General features: G+C 51.9%; 23 protein-coding genes. 4 read left to right on the top strand and 19 right to left on the bottom strand.

Annotated features, from left to right (window positions below; translation table 11 throughout):
* Positions 1–1041 (top strand): HD domain-containing phosphohydrolase, encoded by a 1041-nt coding sequence (locus tag M0R33_RS15080; protein WP_292570917.1) that lies wholly within the window; start codon positions 1–3, stop codon positions 1039–1041.
* Positions 1042–1076: 35 nt separating this feature from the next.
* Here M0R33_RS15080 and M0R33_RS15075 read toward each other — a convergent pair whose 3' ends face one another.
* Positions 1077–1319 carry a hypothetical protein gene (locus M0R33_RS15075; protein WP_292570914.1) on the bottom strand — a complete coding sequence of 81 codons (243 nt, stop codon included), beginning with the start codon at positions 1317–1319 and terminating at the stop codon, positions 1077–1079.
* A 452-nt stretch (positions 1320–1771) separates the two neighbouring features.
* Between M0R33_RS15075 and M0R33_RS15070 the strand changes: the two genes are divergently transcribed.
* Positions 1772–1957 (top strand): hypothetical protein, encoded by a 186-nt coding sequence (locus M0R33_RS15070; protein WP_292570911.1) that lies wholly within the window; start codon positions 1772–1774, stop codon positions 1955–1957.
* Positions 1958–2670: 713 nt separating this feature from the next.
* On the opposite strand, the gene M0R33_RS15065 is transcribed toward M0R33_RS15070, so the two are convergent.
* Entirely contained in the window at positions 2671–2967 is a 297-nt protein-coding gene (locus M0R33_RS15065; RefSeq protein WP_292570908.1) for a hypothetical protein, read from the bottom strand.
* A gap of 395 nt (positions 2968–3362) precedes the next feature.
* The gene (locus tag M0R33_RS15060; protein ID WP_292570905.1) at positions 3363–3842 is read right to left on the bottom strand and encodes a CYTH domain-containing protein; all 480 of its coding nucleotides are present in this window, start codon (positions 3840–3842) and stop codon (positions 3363–3365) included.
* Positions 3843–3962: 120 nt separating this feature from the next.
* On the opposite strand from M0R33_RS15060, the gene sodB reads away from it, so the two are divergent.
* Complete coding sequence (gene sodB / locus M0R33_RS15055; RefSeq protein ID WP_292570902.1) at positions 3963–4544, top strand: superoxide dismutase [Fe]; 582 nt, start codon at positions 3963–3965, stop codon at positions 4542–4544.
* A gap of 166 nt (positions 4545–4710) precedes the next feature.
* On the opposite strand, the gene M0R33_RS15050 is transcribed toward sodB, so the two are convergent.
* The 6 genes from M0R33_RS15050 to M0R33_RS15025 all read right to left on the bottom strand — a co-directional run bounded on the left by M0R33_RS15050 (position 4711) and on the right by M0R33_RS15025 (position 11534).
* Positions 4711–5886, bottom strand: coding sequence for a GGDEF domain-containing protein (locus M0R33_RS15050; RefSeq protein ID WP_292570899.1), 1176 nt, complete (start codon positions 5884–5886; stop codon positions 4711–4713).
* Between the two features lie 605 nt (positions 5887–6491).
* Positions 6492–7001: a hydrogenase maturation protease gene (locus tag M0R33_RS15045; RefSeq protein ID WP_292570896.1), complete on the bottom strand. Its 510-nt coding sequence runs from the start codon at positions 6999–7001 to the stop codon at positions 6492–6494.
* A gap of 7 nt (positions 7002–7008) precedes the next feature.
* Complete coding sequence (locus M0R33_RS15040) at positions 7009–8499, bottom strand: Ni/Fe hydrogenase subunit alpha (protein WP_292570893.1); 1491 nt, start codon at positions 8497–8499, stop codon at positions 7009–7011.
* A 12-nt stretch (positions 8500–8511) separates the two neighbouring features.
* Positions 8512–9051, bottom strand: a complete 540-nt coding sequence (locus M0R33_RS15035) for an NADP oxidoreductase (RefSeq protein WP_085983704.1) — start codon at positions 9049–9051, stop codon at positions 8512–8514.
* A complete protein-coding gene (locus M0R33_RS15030) occupies positions 9035–9754 on the bottom strand; it encodes a 2Fe-2S iron-sulfur cluster-binding protein (protein ID WP_292570890.1) in 720 nt (239 codons plus the stop codon). Before M0R33_RS15030 ends, M0R33_RS15035 begins: the two co-directional genes overlap by 17 nt.
* A gap of 1 nt (position 9755) precedes the next feature.
* Positions 9756–11534: an NAD(P)H-dependent oxidoreductase subunit E gene (locus M0R33_RS15025; RefSeq protein ID WP_292570887.1), complete on the bottom strand. Its 1779-nt coding sequence runs from the start codon at positions 11532–11534 to the stop codon at positions 9756–9758.
* A 37-nt stretch (positions 11535–11571) separates the two neighbouring features.
* Between M0R33_RS15025 and M0R33_RS15020 the strand changes: the two genes are divergently transcribed.
* Positions 11572–12036: a DciA family protein gene (locus tag M0R33_RS15020; RefSeq protein WP_292570884.1), complete on the top strand. Its 465-nt coding sequence runs from the start codon at positions 11572–11574 to the stop codon at positions 12034–12036.
* 46 nt (positions 12037–12082) lie between these two features.
* Here the strand turns inward: M0R33_RS15020 and lpxC are convergent, their stop codons facing one another.
* From lpxC to murD, 10 genes are all read right to left on the bottom strand, one after another.
* Positions 12083–13009: a UDP-3-O-acyl-N-acetylglucosamine deacetylase gene (lpxC, locus tag M0R33_RS15015; RefSeq protein WP_292570881.1), complete on the bottom strand. Its 927-nt coding sequence runs from the start codon at positions 13007–13009 to the stop codon at positions 12083–12085.
* 83 nt (positions 13010–13092) lie between these two features.
* On the bottom strand, positions 13093–14250 hold the full coding sequence (ftsZ, locus tag M0R33_RS15010) for a cell division protein FtsZ (RefSeq protein WP_292570878.1): 1158 nt from the start codon (positions 14248–14250) through the stop codon (positions 13093–13095).
* A 24-nt stretch (positions 14251–14274) separates the two neighbouring features.
* The gene (gene ftsA / locus M0R33_RS15005) at positions 14275–15501 is read right to left on the bottom strand and encodes a cell division protein FtsA (RefSeq protein ID WP_292570876.1); all 1227 of its coding nucleotides are present in this window, start codon (positions 15499–15501) and stop codon (positions 14275–14277) included.
* A 51-nt stretch (positions 15502–15552) separates the two neighbouring features.
* Positions 15553–16311 carry a cell division protein FtsQ/DivIB gene (locus M0R33_RS15000; RefSeq protein WP_292570873.1) on the bottom strand — a complete coding sequence of 253 codons (759 nt, stop codon included), beginning with the start codon at positions 16309–16311 and terminating at the stop codon, positions 15553–15555.
* Position 16312: 1 nt separating this feature from the next.
* Complete coding sequence (locus tag M0R33_RS14995; protein WP_292570870.1) at positions 16313–17248, bottom strand: D-alanine--D-alanine ligase; 936 nt, start codon at positions 17246–17248, stop codon at positions 16313–16315.
* Positions 17245–18135, bottom strand: coding sequence for a UDP-N-acetylmuramate dehydrogenase (murB, locus tag M0R33_RS14990; protein ID WP_292570867.1), 891 nt, complete (start codon positions 18133–18135; stop codon positions 17245–17247). Before murB ends, M0R33_RS14995 begins: the two co-directional genes overlap by 4 nt.
* The gene (murC, locus tag M0R33_RS14985) at positions 18132–19580 is read right to left on the bottom strand and encodes a UDP-N-acetylmuramate--L-alanine ligase (protein WP_292570864.1); all 1449 of its coding nucleotides are present in this window, start codon (positions 19578–19580) and stop codon (positions 18132–18134) included. The genes murB and murC overlap by 4 nt, the downstream gene beginning before the upstream one ends.
* The gene (murG, locus tag M0R33_RS14980; protein WP_292570861.1) at positions 19577–20659 is read right to left on the bottom strand and encodes an undecaprenyldiphospho-muramoylpentapeptide beta-N-acetylglucosaminyltransferase; all 1083 of its coding nucleotides are present in this window, start codon (positions 20657–20659) and stop codon (positions 19577–19579) included. The genes murC and murG overlap by 4 nt, the downstream gene beginning before the upstream one ends.
* Complete coding sequence (gene ftsW, locus M0R33_RS14975; RefSeq protein WP_292570858.1) at positions 20656–21822, bottom strand: putative lipid II flippase FtsW; 1167 nt, start codon at positions 21820–21822, stop codon at positions 20656–20658. Before ftsW ends, murG begins: the two co-directional genes overlap by 4 nt.
* Positions 21822–23186, bottom strand: a complete 1365-nt coding sequence (gene murD / locus M0R33_RS14970) for a UDP-N-acetylmuramoyl-L-alanine--D-glutamate ligase (protein ID WP_292570855.1) — start codon at positions 23184–23186, stop codon at positions 21822–21824. Before murD ends, ftsW begins: the two co-directional genes overlap by 1 nt.

Raw genomic sequence — 23186 nt, 5'->3', positions numbered from 1 at the left:
ATGTCGCATGCGCCTATTCTTATCGTTGATGACGAGGCGGCTAATTTGGCAGCCATGCAGCAAATCCTGGCGCCCCGTTATAAACTGGTCTTTGCGCGAAACGGTGCCGAAACCCTGATGGCGGTTATTAAGCATCAACCATGCCTTATTCTGCTGGACATTCAGATGCCGGATATGAGCGGCTATCAGGTCTGTCGCATCCTGAAAGCGGATCCTCTCACTGAAGCGATACCCGTTATCTTTGTGACCAGCAAGAATGAAGAAATCGACGAAGCGGCAGGTTTCCAGGTTGGCGCGGTCGACTACATTACCAAGCCAGTGTCATCGGTTATCGTCCAGGCCAGAGTGAACACTCATTTGTCGTTGGTGAGAGCGTCGAACATTGAAAAGAGTTACCGGGAAGCAATTTATATGCTGGGCGAGGCGGCGCATTTTAAAGATACCGATACAGGCGCGCATATATGGCGTATGGCGGCTTACGCCGGCGCGCTGGCTAAAGCTGTAGGTTGGGATGAAGAAGCCCGCCGCTTAATTGAACTTGCTGCTCCCATGCACGATACCGGCAAATTATCGATACCGGATGTTATTTTGCGCAAACCCACTCAGCTGGATGCCGAAGAATGGGTCATCATGAAAACACATCCACGGGTGGGTAGTGAAATATTGGCCAAAAGTGATGCCTCGGTGTTTCGGATGGCGGCCGAAATCGCTTTGCGCCACCATGAAAAATGGAACGGCAGTGGTTATCCCGATGGGCTTGTCGGAGACGCCATTCCTGAATCGGCGCGCATTGTGGCGGTAGCGGATGTTTTCGATGCGTTGAGCATGAAGCGCCCTTACAAAGAGCCTTGGCCGCTTGAACGGATCTTAGCAGCCTTGGACGAAGGTAGCGGCAGTCATTTCGAACCGCGCTTGGTAGAGACTTTTAAGTCGATTTTACCGAGCATTCTGGAAATTAAAGTAAGTTGGGATGCGCTGGAAACCAATGACGGTGAGAATATTAAGGTGGAGGTTATAGGGGGTATGGCGAAGTTCAAGTAATTGCCTGCACTCGAATCGAGCCAGCTACCTTCACCTTACCAGTGCCCTAAATTCATGCCCTCATAGAGGCCATAACGATTGAGCATGCTGGTCTCGCTAGTGTCTTCTGCGTCCCCAGCCACCTCGATGGCCCCAGCCGCCGCCGTGACGCCGGCCTCGACCATAACCCCAACCTCGGCCATAACCCCAACCTCCACCCTGCCATCTGCCGCCATATCTGAATGACGGCGCGATGCTAAAGCCGATGGAGGGCGAATAATACCTTGGTGAATAGCCATAATAGGGGTAGCCGTAGGCTGGATAAGGCGAATAAGCAGGATAGACGGCTGATGCGGACAAGTATCGAGGTGGACCATATGCTACGCAGCCTTGCATAAATATTGTCAGACAACTTATTGCCAGGCTATTCAATATTAATTTTTTCATAAAATCACCCCCAAAGCTTCGGGCTTAACATAAACCCTACTGATTAGGGCGTGCTTAAGCCTAAAGTTCAAATCAGCTTCTTTGGCAAATTGGGTGACTGTATTAAGCTAGCTTGGAAGGCTCGTCATTAATGTGTCGCCAGGAAAAGCCGCTTGCGCTCCAGGCTTGGTATAGGCTGATAACCTCTTGGTTAAACCACGGAACGGTTTGTGGCACTGCTAATCTGATCCTAATCAAAGCTTAAGCACGTTTTAAGTGGCCATTTATAGAATTTGCCGCAAGTACACAACTGATGACGTAACTGATGAACAACGCGAATACTTTAGCCTATCAAGATATCGACAAAAACAGAGTCGGTCGCTTTCCGTATGTTGCGGTTGATGGCATCGTGAAATATTGCATAACTGCTCCGTTGCTTGAGCTGCCGATCGATTTCAAGGAATGGTACAACCCCGTGCGCAGCAATTACTCCCAACTGTATCAAATTTAATGTTCTCCGAAACGCCGCCTATTACAGCTATTGATATCTTGTTTTGTATGGGGGAGGATGCTGTACAGTGCTCGGAAGCAGAGGATGCGGCTGTAAACCAGCTTGCGCTTATCTAGAGCGTCCTTGACGGGCTAATCGGATTTTTTGCAAAACAATTCAGTTTCGCCGGATAAGTTTATCACTAGACCGTGACAAACCCGCGGAATGCTCCAACCTACAAAGGGCTGGCTTAGCTTGACTAAATTTTAGTCAAGCTGCTGCCCGCTTAGGTAGGGCTTGCTGCTGAAAACTTTGGGTTCTTATATCGCCGCCGCAAATCAGTGAAAAGTTTGCATTTTAGAACTGCGCCAAGCTTCCTCAGCCATTTCGGTTGGCTTATTGACAAGGAGTCGTATGAGCTGAAAGCCGGCAACCAGTAAAATAGCAATAGAAAAAAGCGAAGTAAGCAGTATTAATAAGACTTTCATGTTGACTCCATCGAACCCATATTGTTGACGATGGAGCATTCTTCCAGTTTCTATTTTAAATTCAAGTCGATACGTAGCAACAACTTGTTGCGTCGTGAAGAGGAATCTCAAAAATTCAAGGCGTTGGCTGACTAAGTTCAGGTTAAATATTTTTTAATTCCCTGATCACCCGCTAACGGCATTGCCGATTAATCGTCCCTATTTCAGGGCGGCCTGGGAGAGCCTCTCCAAATCAGCGCAAACGCATTACAAGAAGTTGCTTACCGCAAAATAAATTACTGTAATTTCGAGCACTATTGGCAGCAAGAAAAAGTAAGGGTGTTGATTATTTACCGCCAGAAGCGATTTTGTGACCCGGCTTTGACTAGACTGAATTGAACGGTTCGGGCAATACGCTGAGTAAGTAGACTCCGATTGCGATGAAGGCGAACTGCTGATGAAGTAATTATCATCATCGAAAATTGAATCAAACAGATCGTCTAGTTTTTTTTGGTTGTCGAATAAACCGCTTAAAGCATTTCTATCAATGGCTGCAGAGTACATGGCACAAACCTCCAATTTCGTTCGCGAGGGAAAAGAGTAACCCTTTATGGGGAAATAAACCGTGAAGAATGTCATGAAGAACAAATCTGCAGGATTAAAAATCGATAGGTAAACGGGCTATGGCTTGCTGAAACAACTCGAAGCCATGGGTGTAGGTCTAGCGCTACGGTTGTTCGAGAAATTGTGCTGTTTCCAGGTGTAATGGTCTAATAGACACAAACACCCGAAGAGCTTGATAGACTGTAGTTATAAAAATAGCGGGTAAAAAATTTCATCGCCGATAGCATGCATGGCCTGCCGGCATTCGATAATGTATTGAATCGCTTGATCAAAGCCGCCGCCGGAGCGATGGCTCGCTCAGTCCGCGGCAGTCATAAGCGCAATCTTGATGTAAATTATTGTTCTTTATGCCAATTCTTATAGGGGTTTTTGGTTAAATTGTTGTTGTAGTAGCGCAAATCGTCCGTTACTTCAGCGCCGATCCAGGCCGGTTTTGCAAATGATTCGCCAATTTGCGATAACTCGACTTCGGCAACAATCAAGCCGGCGTTATCGCCCTTGAATTCATCAATTTCCCAAACATGACCCTGGTGATGCACGAAGTGGCGTATTTTTTCTATCAGTGGCTTGTGGCATAGGTCGTCAAGAATGGTATTCGCGTCAGCCAGTGGTATTTCGTATTCGAATTCTTGCCGGGAAGTGCCTATGGTGGCGCTTTTGATATTTAGCCAGGCGTGGCTGTCGGAAATCCGTACCCTTACTGAACTTAAAGGGCTGCCACTGAGATAGCCTTGTTTGTAATGCACTGCATGATCGGCTTCATCCCGCCAACTGTCGTTCGCCAGCAGAAACTTATGCTCTACTTCTAAAGCCATGGGTTTTTCTCCATTTTGTAGTGATTTGTGATAATTCTTTATTATAATACTGGGTTATTAGTGTTATGGTCTTAGCTCCAAGCGCTAACTCATGCTGTTCACTCAATCTGGAGAAAAAAGATGACTTTCGAATTACCTGCATTACCATACGCAAATGACGCACTGGCGCCGCACATTTCAGCCGAAACCATCGAGTATCACTATGGCAAACATCATCAAACCTATGTCACCAACCTGAATAATCTGGTTCCTGGCACTGAGTTTGAAGGCCTGTCTTTAGAAGATATAATCAAAAAATCCTCCGGCGGTGTTTTCAACAATGCGGCGCAAATTTGGAATCACACTTTCTATTGGAATTGCTTATCTCCAAACGGCGGCGGCGCGCCTACAGGTGGTTTGGCCAATGCAATTGAAAGAACCTTCGGCTCTTTCGACGCATTTAAAGAAGCGTTCACTAAATGCGCGGTAACCACTTTCGGCTCCGGTTGGGCGTGGTTGGTGAAAAATGCCAACGGCAGTCTGGAACTGGTTAGCACCAGCAATGCGGGTTGTCCGCTGACTGCCGGTCAAACACCGATTTTGACTTGCGACGTTTGGGAGCACGCATATTACATCGATTTCCGTAATGCCCGTCCAAAATACCTGGAAGCATTCTGGTCCTTGGTTAACTGGGAATTCGCCAACGCAAATTACGAAGCGTAATTAGGCGGTCACGAATAAAAAGGCCGGCATGATTTTTATCATGTCGGCCTTTTTTGTGGGCACTTGACAGCTGGATATTAGGATGGCTGTTTACCAGTCGATTGGCATCAAACGAGGCTATTTAACCAGAAGTCTTTTTTCAACACGATAGTGCTAAACGGACCGGTTAAGCATAGGCATGGGTTGAATGGCTTATTACCCGATTACGGCCATCCTGTTTGGCGCGGTACATGGCCTTATCCGCGGCGACGATCAGCGAATTGAATTTTAGCTCGGTGTGTACCGAGTCGGCGATACCAATACTGATAGTGCTGCGTAACGCCTCGCCGCCGCATTCGATTGCCGTGCTAGCAAAGATTTGCCGTAGCCGGTCGGCCAATATCCAGGCGTCTTTCTCGAGGCTGGCCGGTAACAAAATGCAAAATTCCTCGCCGCCGTAACGGGCTAGGTAGTCGCCGGTACGAATGGAATTTTCCGCGATAGCGGTCAAATGCCTCAAAACCTGATCTCCCACCAGATGACCATAACGGTCGTTGATGGATTTGAAATGATCCACATCTATCATCATGACGGCAAGCGTTTCCCCGGTGCGGGAACAACGGGCCAGCAAGCGGGTAGCTTCCTGCTCCAGGCTGCGCCTATTCATGATGCCGGTGAGGGCGTCTGTTGATGCCAGTTTTTGATGGCTGGCGGCCTGCCGGTAATTCAACATCAATACGAACCCGAACACAATGGACATTTGCGACATACTGCCTATAAAAAATGTCGCTGGATTGAGCGGTATCTGCGAATACAGCCAATAGCTATTGACGGGTAACAGAAAGACGAGCACTGCTCTGACCAAAAACAGTATGGCGATGATCGCGAACGACGAAGCGGTTAACCAATATGCTGTACGCAACGGTTGCTCTACAGGTACGAACAGGGCGCGAGCGCTGGCGGCATTGATTAAGAAAAACAAAATTGAATTGGCGATAACCCGGGCGTGAATGTCGGGATGAAGAACCGCAAACCAGATGTTCTGATAAAACGCCAGCCCAGCCAGTAACCAGGGGATATAACGATTACATGTTCCGGTCTTGAATACTTGAATGCCGTTGAATTGAAAACCAGTCCCGGTCAGTGTTAAGCAGGCGCCGAATACCAGAGCCCACGGATTAGCCGGAGGTTCAAGTTGGGTATAGGAAAAAGCCAGTCCTAACCCGAAATACAGGCTACCAAGCGTCCACTGCCGCACTCCGCGGCTATCGCCGGCATGAAGTCCCACCAGTGCCAGCAGGCCGGAAAACAACAGGCTCAGCGCGGAGATCATCACCATCATTGTGCGTAGGTCTAGGTTCATTGGGTGAATTGTCCAAGGCAAAAATCTGTGTATATTATTTGGTTCAAGCCGCTAGCTTTCCCTGAATTCTACGCCTAAACCAGCCGTAAGCCGGTAATTTAAACGTAACATCGGCAGCCTGCTGCTGGCGGTTGCTGAAACCTGATTTCAGCTACCCTGTTGTCCACACACTAATCGTGTTTGTACCTGGTGTTATTCATAGAACCTACTTTCGTTGAGTCGCACGCTTATTACTCAAACTGTCAAGTTTTGCTGTCAGGCAATATCAAAGTGGAGTTTTTTGCGCGCCTGGATCGCTATGCCGGTTTTGGATGAGAACATTTCATATGGTCGGCTGAAGGGACAAGCGTTTGCAATTGCGGGCCAAAATTATCGGGCAGCCCCAGTGCGCAAGGCCGGGCAAAACTCGAGGCCGGTGCCTTGCGCCAAGAGCAGGCTAATTTGTTGGTCCAGGGTTTGGGCATGAACGGCGGAGACGGGAAGTAGTGCAAGTTGACAGAGTGAAATGCTAACGCTCACCGAGTATCGCGGTTGATTTTGCGGTGCAAAAGGATTGGTAAACCGGCGGCTCCGGCCCGATTTCGCATCGTATGTCGGCTTATAAGTTAATCATGCCCGACCGAGCTCACCAGACAGGCGGTTGGGAGGACGACGTCGAGCATCTCAACAACAGGCAGTGCAAGCAGGTCTTCAGCGAATCGGCAGGCCTCGTGCAGATTGTTCCGCGCGGTTTCGCTTAGTCCGTCTCCCAATTCAAAGGAGCTGGTTTTGATGCTCAATAAAAAGCTTGGTGGAGATGTTACGCCCGTCACGCTTTCAAACACTTGCAGCAACGCCGCCGGGCTCATGGCGTGGCTGGTGTAGCTATTGTCCCGGCAGGCAGCAAGGCGGCTAAACCCGAACGGGCTATCGCCGCTGACAGCCGCATCGACAAAAATGACCAATTCCCGGTCTTGCAAATCCAAGGCATGCTCGATTTGCAGTTGGAAATCGGTCAATAAGTCAACGCGGCTTAAATCCGCATGCTGCTCCAGGTGGGTCAACAGCAACGGGCCGACGGCGTCGTCGCCGCGGCTGAGATTGCCGTAGCCGAACACCAGAATAGGTTTCTTCATGCCTTGATTAATGTTCGAAACTGCCGTCGCTGTGGCGCACCAGACGATCGATCATATCGCCTTGAGCATCGATCAATTCCAGTTGCAACGGCATTTTGCCGACCGCATGAGTCGCGCAAGACAGGCACGGGTCATAGGCCCGAATCGCCACTTCCAGATTGTTCAGTAGCGGTTCGGTCAATTCCTGGCCGGACAAATATTCCGCCGCCACTTGTCGCACGGACTCGTTCATGCCCATGTTGTTGCTGGTGGTGGAGACGATCAGGTTGGCTTTAGTGACGATGTCGTTGTCGTCGACTTGGTAATGGTGGAACAAGGTGCCGCGCGGGGCTTCGATAACGCCTATGCCCTCGTAACGTTTTTCGCCTTTGGCCACCAAATCGGCGCTCATGATGTCGGGGTCGTGCAGCAAGGTTTTAATGCTTTCCGCGCAATGCAACAATTCGATCAGACGGGCCCAATGGAAAGCCAGCGTACTATGTACCATGGCTTCAGGACTGTGTTGCTTGAAATCGACTCTAGCGGTTTCCGCCAAGGGGGTGTCGATAAGATCGCAATTATTCACCCGTGCCAATGGGCCGACCCGGTACCAGCCATTCGCTTTGCCGATTGAGGTCAGATAAGGGAATTTCATATAGCTCCACGAGCGCACTTCTTCGTGAATCAGATCGTTGTAGTTGCAATAGTCGAAATGATCCACCAGGGTTTCGCCCAGGTCGTTTTTAGCCCGGATGCCACCGTGGTAGAGTTCCAGCGCCCCATTGGGCTTGACCAAGCCGAGATAATTACTGCGTATGGTGGCAAAATCGTCGTAATACGGCAGATTGGCCGTATGGACTTTTTTGATCAAGGCGACCGAAGCGTCCGCCCAGGCGATAATTTGATCGACGTCTTGCAAGAGATAATCGCGTTCTTCCTTGCTTAAAGCTTTGTTCATGCCGCCGGCAATGGCGCCGGTACCGTGCACCCGCTTGCCGGATACCATGCGGATCACTTCCTGGCCGTATTTGCGCAACTTGACGCCTTGCAGGCCGATGTCGGGATAATCACCCAGCACGGCAATGACATTGCGCTTGCTGATGTCGCTCTCGAAGCCGTACAGTAAATCCGGGCTGGAAAGATGGAAAAAGTGCAGCGCGTGTGATTGCAGTACTTGGCCAAAATGCAGTAAGCGTCTTAGCTTGTCCGCGGCCGGTGGCAGGTTTTCAGGGTCGATGCCGACCAATTGGTCGATGGCCTTTGCCGCGGCCAAATGGTGGCTGACCGGGCAAATGCCGCACAAGCGTTGCACCAGTACCGGTAATTCCCAGTAAGGGCGGCCCTGGATGAATTTCTCAAAGCCGCGAAATTCGACGATATGCAGGCGTGCCTGCTGCACTTTGTTGTTTTCGTCCAATAATAAAGTGACTTTGCCGTGGCCTTCGACGCGGGATACCGGGTCGACCACCACCCGCTTCAGGTTGGCGGGGTTTTGAGCGGTTTCCAGATGTTCGTACATAACGGTTCCTTATTAGTCGTAATGGACTAATTCATAAGGGAAAGAGGGTTCGCGTCCTTCCAGTAAAGCGGTCAGAAAAGTCCAGAATACATCGGCGGACGGGGGGCAGCCCGGCAGGAAATAATCGATTTTGACGATTTCGTGGATGGGATGCACCTTGTCCAGCAGCAAGGGTAATTCCGGGTCGCTGGGGATTTGCGCATTTTCCACGCCGATACCGTCGCGGTAGGCTTCCAGCAAACAATCCTCCAAGGAAATGTGATTGCGCATGGCGGGCAGTCCGCCGTTAATGGCGCAGGCGCCAACGGCGACTAGAATTTTGCAGTTTTTGCGAAATTCCCGCAGCACGTGCACGTTTTCGGAATTGCAGACACCGCCTTCGATCAAGCCGATGTCGCAAGGCCCGCAATGTTCGATATCGGTAATCGGCGAGCGGTCGAATTCCGCCACTTCCGCCAGAGCGACCAGTCGTTCGTCCAGATCCAGAAACGACATGTGGCAGCCGAAACAGCCGGCCAGCGAGGTGGTGGCAACTTTAATCTTGGCCATTATCGTTCTCCTGGGCTAATGCCACTTCACTGATGTCTTTGTGATCGTAAATGCGCTGCCCGATGGGTACTTGGTAACCGGTGCGCTTGATCAGAATCGCGCCGGTCGGACAGATATGCGCGGCACAGTCGTTGACGTCGATCTGGCTGTCTTGCAATTGACCGCTGGGCGAATTGACGATCAAACGTTTATTGATGCCGCGTCCGGCGATGCCGAACACATTCTTGCCATCTTTCTCCTGGCTGGCGCGGACGCATAAATTGCAGAAAATGCAGCGGTTGTGGTCGATCAAAATGTCCGGATGCGAGGCATCCATTTCCCGGTTCTCGAAAAAATGCGGGTAATGATTGTCCAGCATGTTCAGATGATAGGCCACGCCCTGCAGTTGGCAGTTGCCGGACTTTTCGCAGGACGGGCAGAAGTGGTTGCCTTCCACGAACAGCATCTGGGTGATGCGGCGCCTATCCAGTTGCTGTTCATCGCTGTTGTTGATAACGGTTTGGCCGTCAGCAGCCGGGAATGTGCATGCGGAGCAATTACGGCCGTTGACTTTGACTGTGCACAATTTGCAGCTGCCGTGCGGGGTGTAACCCGGTTGGTGGCATAAGTGCGGAATATATACCCCGGCCGCGGTGGCGGCTTCGATAATGGTTTGGCCTTCCTCGAACGGAATGTTCTGACCATCTATGTTGATAGTGCCTGTCATGTTAGTCCTCCACTTGTGATAAGTGAGCGCCGGCGTCGTTACGATGCGCCATGCGGCGGGCGATTGCCAGTGCGCCATCCAAATCAAAACCGGGTTCGTAGCTGATTGTTTTCAAACGTTTTGCGTACAAATCCGGATAACGTTGCAGGGTGGTCAGAATCGGATTGGCAGCTGTTTGTCCCAAGCCGCAATGGCTGTGGCTTTTGACCAATTGGCACAAGCTTTCCAGTTCCACGACATCGCCGGAGGAACCGTGCCCGTCTAAAATTTTATCCAGCTGTTTTTTCAGTAATGCAGTGCCGACCCGGCAGGGCGTGCAAAAACCGCAGCTTTCATGGGCGAAAAAGTGCGTGAAATTTTGGACGATTTCCAACACGTTGCGGCTGTTGTTAAAGATGATGAATGAGCCGCCGGTGGCCAAGTCTTCAAAGGCTAGTTGACGTTTAAATTCCTTGTTGGAGATAAAGGTGCCGGAAGGTCCGCCGATTTGCACGCCCAGCACATCGCTAGCGCCGCAGTCTGTCAGAATTTGCTCGATGGTAATGCCGAACGGGTATTCGTAAATGCCGGGATGGGCGCAATCGCCACAGATGCTTAAAATCTTGCTGCCGGCGGATTTTTCGGTGCCGAATCCGGCAAACCAGTCGCCGCCTTGCACGGCAATTAGGGCTGCGGCCAGAAAGGTTTCCACGTTATTGACAACTGTGGGTTGATTCAAGTAACCACTGGTAACCGGATAAGGCGGGCGGTTGCGGGGAATACCGGGTTTTCCTTCCAGCGACTCGATCAAGGCCGACTCCTCGCCGCAAATGTAGGCGCCGGCACCGAGGCAAATTTCGATATCAAAATCCAGGCCGAGGTCAAGAATGTTGTTGCCCAGCAGTCCCGCTGAACGGCGCTGTTGCAGTACCGATTGCAATTTACCGTAAAGATGCAGATATTCGCCGCGTAAGTATAAGAAGCCTTGTTTGGCGCCGATAATGGCGGCAGCCAGCGTCATGCCCTCGAAAACCTGGTTCGCGTGACTGTTCAATAACACCCGGTCTTTAAAAGTACCGGGCTCGCCTTCGTCGGCATTGCACACCACATAATGTTGTTCGGCGGCTTCTTCCGCGCAGAAACGCCATTTGGTAGCGGTTTTAAATCCGGCGCCGCCACGGCCGCGCAAACCCGAACGATCCAATTCTTCCAGGGTGGCCGGTAGGCCACGGCTAAAGGCGGATTTAATGGCCGCGCCTTTTTCAATCGGCGTGTCGAGTAGTAATCCAGCCTTGTGAATGTTGTCGTTAACGGTGAATAAATGGCTCGGCCACTCGGAAACAGGCCGTTGTTGTGCTATCAAAGCCGCGATTTCGTCGATTTTGGGTCTGTCCAGCCGAGTCAGCGGCAAGCCGTTGACCAGTCCCGCCGGTCCCTGGTCGCACATGCCGGTACAGGAGGTGTTGTTCAGGCTCACCAAGCCGTCAGAGCGTACTTCGCCTAGTTTAACTTTGAGCATGCTCGAGAGGTAGCCTAACAGATTTTCCTTGTCCAGCATGTGGTCGGTAATTGAATCGCTGATCAATATGTCGTAGCGCCCCTGTGGCGTTAAATGCAGAAAGCTGTAAAATTCAACAACTGCAATAATTTGTGTTCGCGGAATATGCAGCGCATCGGCCAGTATGTCGATCGCTTCCGCCGGGATGTGTTGATAGTGGGACTGAATTTTTCTAAGTAGGGAGAGTAGTCTAACAGGCTGGTAGTCTGCGTCTGTCAGAATGGTGGTTAGAAATGTTTTCATCGTAATGTTACCGGTTATTTAAGTTGCTTGGACGATTATGAATCACTCAAAAAAACCTTTGTTTAAGTCAGCTATGGACTTTAATGGCCGACCATTGGCAATGTGCCTGGAAAAAATAGCCGAACAAAAGCAATTATTAAACCGAGTGCAAAACAGTTTGCCTGCCGATATTGCCGAACATGCCATTCATTGCGTGCTTAGTAATAGTCGTTTATTAGTGTATACCGATTCCGCGGTTTGGGCATCGCAAATCCGATTTTTTAATCAGGAAATATTGAATAACTTGCTGACGAGCGGGCGGCAAAACATTAGTAGCGTTCAGATCAGGATAATATTGTCCCCAAAACAGAGCGCAAATAAGCGAGGTATGTGTTTGCCATCCGCCGAAACCATTAATGACGTTTTTGGTCGGGTAGATGATAACAGTAGCGATGCCTTGGACTTAGCCTTGGCGAAATTGGGGCATACGCTTAAAAAGCGCTTGGCGGGTAAAACCGCTTGACGTCGGTCAAGCGGTTTTACGGTTGGTTTGCCGAAGAGATTGGTCTTTAACTGGTGACAGGTGCGGACGATGGCGCTGAGCGCATATAAGAAATAGGTGCGTCCTCGGCATTTTCAAAGGTGACCATTTCCCAGGCGTCTTTATTTTCCAGTAAGGTCAGCAATAGTTTGTTATTGAGCGCATGTCCGGATTTAAAGCCCCGATACTCGCCGATCAAACTATGGCCCAGCAGATACAGGTCGCCGATCGCGTCGAGTATTTTGTGTTTTACAAACTCGTCGGCGTAACGCAGGCCGTCTTCGTTCAATACTTTGTCGTCATCGACCACGATGGCGTTGTCCAGACTGCCGCCCAAAGCCAGATTATTTTCCCGCAAGAATTCGATGTCGCGCATAAAGCCGAAGGTGCGGGCGCGGCTGACTTCCTTAACGAAAGTGGTGGAGGAAAAATCCATCACCGCCGTTTTTAAATGTTCTGAAAAGGCCGGATGTTCGAAATCGATAGTAAAGGTGACTTTAAAACCGTCAAACGGCTCGAACGCCGCCCATTTATCGGTATCTTCTACTCGTATCGGACGTTTGATGCGAATGTATTGCTTGGGGGCATCCTGTTCTACCACGCCGGCCGATTGCAGCAAGAATACAAACGGGCCCGCGCTACCGTCCATGATGGGTACCTCCGGAGCGCTGACATCGATAATCGCGTTGTCTATGCCCAGGCCCGCCATGGCGGACAACAGATGTTCCACGGTCGACACTTTGATATTTCCGCGAGTCAGCGTGGTGGAGAGCTTGGTTTCGCCGACATTTTCCGGACGTGCTTCTATGGTGACGGGCGTTTCCAGATCAACGCGTCGAAACCGTATGCCGCTATTGGCTTCGGCGGGATGCAGCGTTAAATAGACTTTGTCGCCTGTGTGCAAGCCAACACCAGTGGCCCGAATGGTGTTTTTGAGAGTGCGTTGTTTGATCATGAAATGCCGGCAAATATATAAAACAAAGCAGGGAAGTCTATCATAATTTGTATGATAGCTCCCCTATAAGCTTAGATGGGCTTTTAGTCCGCCTGACGTCTCAGAAATGCCGGTACGTCCAGGTATTCCAAATCGGCATCGGTTCTTGGCTGAGCGCCGAAACGGGTTTCGCGGGTCGCATCCGGTCTTTGTTGGCGAATCACGGTCGGTTTATCCAATTGATCGTAACTCACTTCACCCGCCGCAACTTTAGGCACCAATTTAATCGGCGAGCTGGCTTTGACTTTTTCGCCCATACCGGTTGCAACCACAGTAACTTTGACCTCGTTGCCCATGGTTGAATTGACTGCCATACCGATTTTGATGTCGGCATCTTCGGAAGCGAAGGCATGCATGATGCTGCCAATTTCGTCGAACTCGTTAAGACCCAGATCGCCGTTTGAAGTAACGTTAACCAGAATACCGCGCGCACCTTGCAGGTTGATATCCTCCAGCAGAGGGCAGGCAATGGCTTTTTCAGCGGCCAAACGGGCTCGGTTTTCGCCATTGGCCACACCGGTGCCCATAATAGCGCTGCCCATGTTGGACATCACGGTACGAACGTCGGCAAAGTCAACGTTCATCAAGCCGGGGTGAGTGATTAACTCGGTGATGCCTTGTACCGCATCCAGCAATACATCATTGGCAACCCGGAACGAATCCACCAGGGAACGGTTGTTACCCAAGGTTGGTAACAGTTTTTGGTTTGGAATAATGATCAAGGAATCGACCAGTTTTTCCAATTCACGCAGGCCGTTGTCGGCCACGGCTTTTTTCTTGGAGCCTTCGAAATCGAACGGTTTGGAAACCACCGCAACGGTCAGTACGCCCATTTCCTTGGCTTCTTCGGCAAATACGGTGATCGCACCGGTACCGGTACCGCCACCCATGCCGGCAGTCAAAAACACCATGTCGGCGCCTTCGATGACTTCGCGGATACGCTCGCGGTTTTCTTCCGCCGCAGCACGTCCCACTTCAGGACGGGTACCGGCACCCAGGCCTTTAGTTAATTCCACACCCAGTTGTACGATGCTGTCGACATTCATTTGTCGCAGTGCCTGCGCATCCGTGTTGGCGCAAATAAATTGCACACCGTCGATGCCGGTTTCTATCATATGATTGACCGCGTTGCCGCCGCCGCCGCCAACACCGATGACTTTAATAACGGCATTCCCACTATTGTCCATTAATTCATATTTCATTTTCACACCCTCCAGACGCACAAATTAAAAATTACCTTGAAACCAGTTTTTGATTGTCGACCACAGATTATCTCCGTCATCGTTCAAACCCAATGCTCTACCATGGTGGTCTTTGCCGTAAATCAGCAAACCCACCGCGGTGGAGTAAATCGGGTTTTGCGCTACATCGGTCAGTCCGGACACATGCAGCGGTGTCCCCATCCGAACCGGCATATGGAATATCTCCTCCGCCAGTTCAGTTAATCCTCTTACCTGTGAACTGCCGCCGGTAATGACCATACCGGCGGCAATCAGATCTTCATACCCGCTGCGTCTTAACTCGGCCTGTACTAGCAGCATTAGCTCCTCGTAACGCGGTTCGACAATTTCCGCCAGATTCTGCACGGAAATTTTGCGAGGCTCCCGGTCGCCGATACTCGGCACATCGATCATGTGTTGAGGGTCGGCCATATCCGTCAACGCGCAGGCATGTTGACGTTTGATCTCCTCGGCGTTTTTGGTCGGTGTTCTCAATGCCACGGCGATATCGTTAGTGACTTGATCGCCGGCAATGGGAATCACCGCGGTATGTTTGATGGCGCCCTCGGAAAAGATGGCGATATCTGTGGTACCGCCGCCGATGTCGATCAAACATACGCCCAAATCCTTTTCATCGTCCGTTAACACCGCGGAACAGGAGGCCAGTTGTTCCAGCACAATATCGTCGACATCCAGCCCGCAACGGCGGATGCATTTGACGATGTTTTGCTCGGCGCTGACGCTGCTGGTCACCATGTGTACCTTGGCTTCCAGGCGGATGCCCGACATGCCGATAGGCTCCTTGATACCTTCCTGTTGGTCGATCACAAACTCCTGCGGCAAAATATGCAGGATTTTCTGATCGGCCGGAATCGCCACCGCCCGTGCTGAATCGATCACGCGATCGATGTCATGCTGCGTGACTTCCTTTTCCCTGATCGCCACGATGCCGTGCGAATTCAAGCTTTTAATGTGGCTGCCGGCGATACCGGCAAACACGGATTTGATTTGGCAGCCGGCCATCAACTCGGCTTCCTCAATGGCGCGCTGTATGGAATGCACGGTCGATTCCAGATTGACGACGATGCCTTTTTTCAAGCCTTTGGACGGTGCGGTACCAATGCCGATCACTTCTATTTCATCACCGCCACGAAACTCGCCGACTATGGCCGCCACTTTCGACGTACCTATATCCAGCCCCACTAATAAATTTCGATCTGTCTTTTTGGCCATTTTTTTGCTCGATAAGCGTTTAAATCAGGTTTCAATTAACTGGGCGGCGCATTAAATCCGCCGCTCCTTTACTAAATTCTTGTAATTTTCAGCAATAGCTTTCCAATCGATTTCAGGGGCATCCGGTTTCCAGCTCACCGCGTAACCATTCGGATAACGGGTATCCACACTGGCCATCATGGCTATTTGTTCTTCGCCCAATAAATCCATGGTTTTCAAAAACCGTTGCATATTTTCCAGCGGGGCCTTTCTGCCCAACTGCATTTCCAAACCGTTGGCCAATTTAAGCCGCCACGCCCGGCGGTCATTGACATGAAATTCGGCCAACTGCATCGATTTGTCCTTTAACACGATGTATACGCCTTTCATGATTTCCAACAATTTCTTTTCCTGTCCCTCCGGGCCGGTGATCAGCGGCAAGTTTTTAAATTCGTTGATATCGTCCGGTATCAACACATCGCCCTGTTTATTCAATACCGCCTTGTCGCCCCAGCGCACAATCGGCTTTTGCTCGGTGATCTTGATATGCACCGCATCCGGCCATACCCGTTTTACATCCACTTCCGCCACTAGCGGCAAATGGCTGATTAACTGATGAATGGCATCCATATCCGCGTGGTAAAAACCGCGTTTCATTTCCGGCGTCAGTACCTGCTTCAGCTTCTCCTTGCTGGTGTACTGAAACGCACCTTCTATCTTTACGTAGCGTATCGGCTTACTGGTGGCGTCCTGGCTGTGCAGCTGCTTCCAGCCGTACCAGCTGCCGGCCAATACCAAAAAGACAAATACAATAAATTTCAATCCCGACACCTTAATCCGCCATGCTGGTTTCCAGAATTCGCCAGACCAGTTGCTTGAAATCCACCCCCGCTACCTTGGCCGCCATGGGCACCAGACTATGATCGGTCATGCCGGGTACGGTGTTCACTTCAATCAATTGCGCGCAATCGTCGGTGTCGATAAATACATCCACCCTCGCCCAGCCGTTTACCGCCAAGCCGTCGCATGCTCGCAGCGCCAAGGCTTGTAACCGTTGCTCCCGGTCGGCGGACAATCCGCATGGGCAATGGTATTGGGTGGTATTGGCACGGTATTTGGCTTCAAAATCGTAAAATACGTTGGGTGTTTCCAAGCGGATCACGGGCAGTGCTTCGCCGGCCAGTACGCCCACGGTATATTCCTTGCCTTGCACCCATTGTTCGGCATAAACATCGCATTGATATTGTTGAGCCACGCGCAGTGCTTCGACTAATTCCGGGCGGCTATTAGCTTTGCTCATGCCGATACTGGAACCTTCCTGGGCCGGTTTCACGATCACCGGAAAGCCGAGTGCGTCGATACAGGCATCAATATCTTGCAGGTTTTGCAGCACAAACCATTTTGGGGTACGAAGCCCCATGCCTTGCCAACACAGTTTGGTGCGCAGCTTGTCCATGCTGAGCGCAGAAGCCATTACGCCTGAACCGGTATAGGGCAGGCCCAATACTTCCAATACCGCTTGCAGTACGCCGTCTTCGCCGCCCCTGCCATGCATGATGTTGAATACTCTATCGATTTGCAGGCCGGCCAGAGCCTCAATCGGGCTAGCGGTGACATCTACGGCCAGCGCATCGATGCCGGATTCCTTGAGGGCATTGAAAACCGCATTACCGCTGTTTAGGGAAATTTCCCTTTCGGCGGCAGTGCCTCCCATCAGGACCGCGACTTTGCCGAATTCGGCAGGATCAGTAATCGTTAACGGCTTCATGCTTTTTCACCTATTCGGCAAACCTCGGTTTGTAACGCTACCCCGAACTGATTGAGTACCTGATGTTGAATATGCTCGATCAAGGCTTCGATATCCACTGCGGTGGCGTTACCGCAGTTTTCGATAAAATTGGCGTGTTTTTCGGATACCATCGCGCCGCCGATCGCATAGCCTTTTAAATCGCAGGCTTCAATCAAGCGCGCCGCGAAATCGCCGGGCGGATTTTTAAACACTGAACCGCAAGTCGGTTTATTGGTCGGCTGGCTGGTGTTGCGTTTTTCCAGCAGAGCCTTGATATGTTGTTGGCTGACTTCGCTGTTGCCTTTTTGCAATTGCAATTGAGCGGACAAGAACCATTCGTTATCCAGGCCTTTTACGGAACGGTAGGCCACTTCAAACTCATGTTTGCCGCGTTGCGTCACCCTGCCTCGTCCATCGACCATTTCGACTTGGTCGACAATGCGCCAGGTTTCGCCGCCAAAGGCGCCTGCGTTCATTTTCAGCGCGCCGCCCATGGTGCCGGGAATCCCTGCCAAAAATTCGGCGCCGGTTAGTCCTAAGTCGCTGCAAAACCGTGCTACATGGGCGCAAGGTACGCCTGCTTCGACATAAACGCGCTCGGAATCGATCAAAAGCATGTCTTTCAAGCGCCCGCGGGTATTGATCACCGTGCCGCGAATGCCGCCGTCCCGGATCAACAAATTGCTGCCCATACCGATCCAAACTAAGGGTTCACCCTCGGGCAGGCCGGCAATAAAAGCTATCAAATCGGCTTTGTCTTCCGGCAGGTACATCGTTTGCGCAGGGCCTCCGACTCGCCAGCTGGTATATTTGGCAAGCGGTTCGTTGCTGAGTATGGTGCCTCTATATGCCAGCTCCGCCATCATTCCGATACCCTCTGAGGCGCTAGCGCCTCTTGTAGTTTTTGCGGAAGCTCGGCGGCAATTTGGCCGACATTGCCGGCACCCATGGTCAGAATCACATCATCGGCTTGAACGATACCCGCCAAAATGGTGGATAAATCATCGCGGTTTTGCACGAACACCGGGTCCACCTGTCCACGGACGCGGATCGAACGGCTCAGGGCCTTGCCGTCGGCGCCGTTAATCGGTGCTTCTCCGGCCGAGTACACATCCAATAAAATCAACACATCGATACTGGACAGCACTTCAACGAAGTCTTCGAACAGATCGCGGGTGCGGGTATAACGGTGGGGTTGAAATATCACCACCTTACGCCGTTCCGGCCAGGCTTGGCGCAGGGCCTCCAGCGTGGCGGCCAGTTCGCGCGGATGGTGGCCGTAATCGTCGACCAAGGTTAGTTTGCCGCCGTCGAACTCAAGATCGCCGTTGATCTGAAAGCGGCGGCCCACGCCGTTGAATTCGGCCAGACTTTTAATGATGGCTGCATCGTCCACACCCAGGCTGGTGGCGATGGTAATGGCGGCCAGCGAGTTGAGCATGTTGTGCCAACCGGGCAGATTCAAGGTCACCTGAATTGGCGCCAAGCCGTCCCAGCGCATTACGCTGAAATGGGTTTGCAGGCCGTCTTGATGGATGTCTACCGCCCGCACATCGGCGGATTCCGCCACGCCATACGTTTTCACCGGTTTGGAAATCTGCGGCAAAATCTCTTTAACACCCGGATCGTCAATACACAACACCGCCAAACCGTAAAACGGCAGTTGGTGCAGGAATTTGACAAAGGTGTCTTTCAGGCGGTTGTAGCTGCCGCCGTAGGTTTCCATATGATCCTGGTCGATGTTGGTAACGACTGCCATCATCGGTTGCAGATACAGAAACGAGGCATCGCTTTCATCGGCTTCCGCGACCAGATATTTGCCCAGGCCCAGTTTGGCGTTACTGCCGGCGCTGTTTAATCGGCCGCCGATCACAAAGGTTGGATCCAGGCCGCCTTCAGCCAGCATCATGGTGGTCAGACTGGTGGTCGTGGTTTTGCCGTGCGTGCCGGCCACGGCGATACCAAAGCGGAAGCGCATCAATTCGGCCAGCATTTCGGCGCGTGGAATCACCGGTATCCGGTTGGCATAGGCGGTGGTGATTTCCGGATTTTTGCGGTCTACCGCCGTGGAGGTCACCACCACGTCCACATCCGCTACATTGGCGGCCGTGTGTTCGAAATAGACTTTTACGCCCATGCCTTGCAGCCGTTCGGTCACCGGGGAGGCTTTGATATCCGAACCGGAAACGCTATAGCCCAGGTTGGATAAAACTTCGGCAATACCGCTCATGCCGGTGCCGCCGATACCGACAAAATGGATTTTATCGATGCTGCCCAAGGCTTGGGCGGGGTGAATATTCGGCCGATTCATAGCACGGCCTCCACTCGCTGGGGTGCAAGCGTTACGCAGATATCCGCAACGGTTTGAGTGGCGTGGAGTCTGGCCTGACTTTTAGCGGCTAGGCTCATAGAAGGTAAAGATGTCATGGCTTGATTAATGAGTTTGCGCAAATTAGCGGCGTTCAATTCGGGTTGCGGTAACAGCAATGCAGCGCCGGTTTCAGTCAGAAAGCGGGCGTTGGCGGTCTGGTGATCGTCTATGGCATGCATCAAGGGTACAAATATTGCCGGTAGACCGCAGGCAGCGACTTCGCTGACCGTCATGGCACCGGCACGGCAAATGATTAAATCCGCCCATTGGTAAACCGCGGCCATATCGTCGATAAACGCAGACACTTCCGCATTGATGCTCAAATTTTGATAACGATCGTTCACTTCGCTCCGCATGGCTGTGCCGGTCTGGTGCTTGATATCCAAATTCGGCAGGCCCGCTAAGGCCACTGGTAAGTTTTCGTTCAAGACCTTCGCCCCCTGGCTGCCACCCAAGACTAAAATTTTTAAATGCCGGGAGGCTTGCGGCGTCCATGCGGATTTTTCGGCAATGTTTTGAAAAGCCTTACGTAGGGGATTACCGGTGCAAACCGCACCGACCTCGGCCGGGAAGCTTTCCGGAAAGGCTTCCAGCACTTTATTGGCCGCCAGCTTGACCAGCCAGCGGTTGGTGGTGCCGGGTACGCGATTTTGTTCGTGTACCACTAAAGGTATGCCGAGCCATTTGGCCATCAGTCCGCCAGGGCCGGCGACGAAACCGCCCATGCCCAATACCACATCGGGCTGGCGTTGCCGCAAAATCCGTCGGGCCTGGAGGCAGGCTTGCAGCAAGCGAAACACCGACAGCAGTTTCGATAACAGTCCCTTGCCGCGCATGCCTGCCACGCATAGCCAGTCGATATCGATGCCATGGGCCGGTACCACCCGGCTTTCCAGACCTTTTTGAGTGCCCAGCCAACTCACCTGCCAGCCGCGAGCGCGCATTTCCTCGGCTACGGCTAGTGCCGGAAATACATGTCCGCCGGTGCCTCCGGCCATTATGACAATCCGCCCGTTCATCGCGATTTGCCCTTGACATTGCTTTTGCGCAGCTCCGTCACTTCATAATGGATACGAAACAATACGGCTATGGCGCCGCACATGATGATCATACTGCCGCCGCCGTAACTCATCAGCGGCAGGGTCAAGCCCTTGGTGGGCAGAATCCCCATGTTCACGCCCATGTTCACGAAGGCTTGAAAGCCGAACCAGATCACCAAGCCATAAGCCACCAGCGCGGAAAAGCGTTCTCCGGCGGCCTCAGCTTGTTCGCCGATGCTGAAACCGCGCACCACCAGGGTAGTAAACAAGGCAATCACCAGCGTAACGCCGACTAGTCCCAGTTCTTCGCCCAGTACGGAGAATAGAAAGTCGGTATGTGCTTCCGGCAGATAAAACAGTTTTTGTAGGCCGTTGCCCAAGCCCACCCCGGACACTTCTCCGCGCCCAAAAGAAATCAGGGCCTGGGTCAATTGGTAGCCGCTATCCCTGGCGTGTTCCCAAGGGTTGATAAAGCCGGTAATGCGTTTTAATCGGTATGGCGAGGTGTAGGCCAATATCGCCGCCGAGGATGAAACCAAACCGACCAGCGCCACAAACGGTGACAGGCGGGCGCCGCCCAAAAACATCATGCCCATGGCGATGATCAATATCACCACGGCGGAGCCGAAATCCGGTTCCAGCAGTAGTAAAATACTGGCCACGGACAGCAGCATCAACGGGCGCAGCAGACCGAATATGGAATGGCGCACGTGGTCATTATGACGGGTGATGTAGCCGGCCATATAGACCACGGAAATGAATTTCATGACTTCCGAAACCTGTATCCGCAAGCCCATCAGCGACAACCAACGCGTGCTACCGTTCACTTTAACGCCGACACCGGGAATCAATACCACTAGCAACAATACCAGCCCGGCAATAAATAACGGCTGGCCGATTCTTTGCCAATATTTCATGGGGATGGCCAAAATTGCCGCGGCAAACATCAGGCCGAGGATAATGTGGACCAATTGTTTAAAAGGATAATACGACACGTCGTCAGCCATTTTGACGCCGAGGTGCATTGATGACGAGGCGACCATCACAAAGCCAATGCCCAGCAAGCACAGGCAAACCGTCAGCAAGGTTTGATCGATATGAAAGCGTTGGACCTGGCGGGGCTTGGGGGTTGCTACACTCATTACGGCAGCTCCAGTACGGCTTGGGCGAATTGGTTGCCGCGGTCGGCATAACTTTTATACTGATCCAGGCTGGCGCAGGCTGGGGACAGTAGTACGCTGTCGCCGGTTTCCGCCAAGCTGGCGGCAATACTTACCGCCTCGCGCATGTTGGCGGCAAATCGGACCGGCACGCAGTTATTCAAGGCTTGGTCGATCAGAGCCGCATCTTTACCCATCAATACCACGGCTTTGGTTTTTTCCCTTACGATCGGTTTCAGTTCTGCCATGTCGGCGCCTTTGCCGTCGCCGCCGGCAATCAGGATGACTTTGCGGTCATAGCCTTGCAGCGCGGCAATACAGGCGCCTATATTGGTGGCTTTGGAATCGTTTACCCAGCGTACGCCGCGTATTTCGGCGACTCTTTGCATGCGGTGCGGCAAACCCTTGAATTTTCGCAGTGCCCTGCACATGGCGTTTATATCCATGCCGACGGCATGTCCCAGAGCCAGTGCCGCCAGCGCGTTGGCGATGTTATGACTGCCTTCCAGATTTAAATCATCGGCATTCATTAATACTGCGTCACCGAACATTAATTGGATCACGTCGCCGCGTTTTAGATAAAAGTCGGCGGGTTGCCGCACCGAAAAACTAAAGTGGCTGCGGTCGCGGTCCAGCATGGCCATGACCATGGGGTCGTCGGAATTTAAAATCATGGCGCCATTGCCACGGAAAATACGTTGCTTTTCCTGTGCGTAGCCGGACATGCCGTCGTGCCTGTCCAGATGGTCGGCACTGAGATTTAAGACGGTTGCGGCTTTAGCGTTTAGGGCCGAGGTGCGCTCCAATTGAAAGCTGGACAGTTCCAATACATATAGATCGGCGTCTTGTTGCAGTAAATCCAGGGCCGGGGTACCTAAATTACCGCCGATAGCTGTTTTCAGTCCGGCGGCGTTTCCCATGTCGCCCAACATGGTGGTGACGGTACTTTTACCATTGGACCCGGTGATGGCAATGATGGGCTTGTCAGTGGCGCAGGCAAATAAGTCGATGTCGCTTATTATCGTGACACCTGCCCGCATGGCTTTGGATATGGCTTTTTCATTCAACGAAACGCCAGGGCTAATCAGCAGATGAGTAGCCACTTCAAAGGCTGATTGGTCGAAACCGCCTGAAAAAACCGGTACATCCGGCATTTGTTCCCGCAAACTGTCGATTTGCGGCGGATTGCTGCGGCTATCGATCACTGCAAATTTAATCGGCGTTTGCTGTAAAAATTGCGCGGCCGAATAGCCAGTTGCGCCCAGGCCGACGATCAACAGCCGGGCATCGGCCGGATCCAGCTTGAAATGGGTGTTCACTGCACTGAGGAAGGCGTCGCTATTCAT

The organism is Methylomonas sp., from assembly GCF_023228165.1.
Lineage (GTDB): Bacteria > Pseudomonadota > Gammaproteobacteria > Methylococcales > Methylomonadaceae > Methylomonas.
The sequence above is the reverse complement of the archived record's forward strand: the minus strand, read 5'-3'. Positions and strand labels throughout refer to the sequence as shown.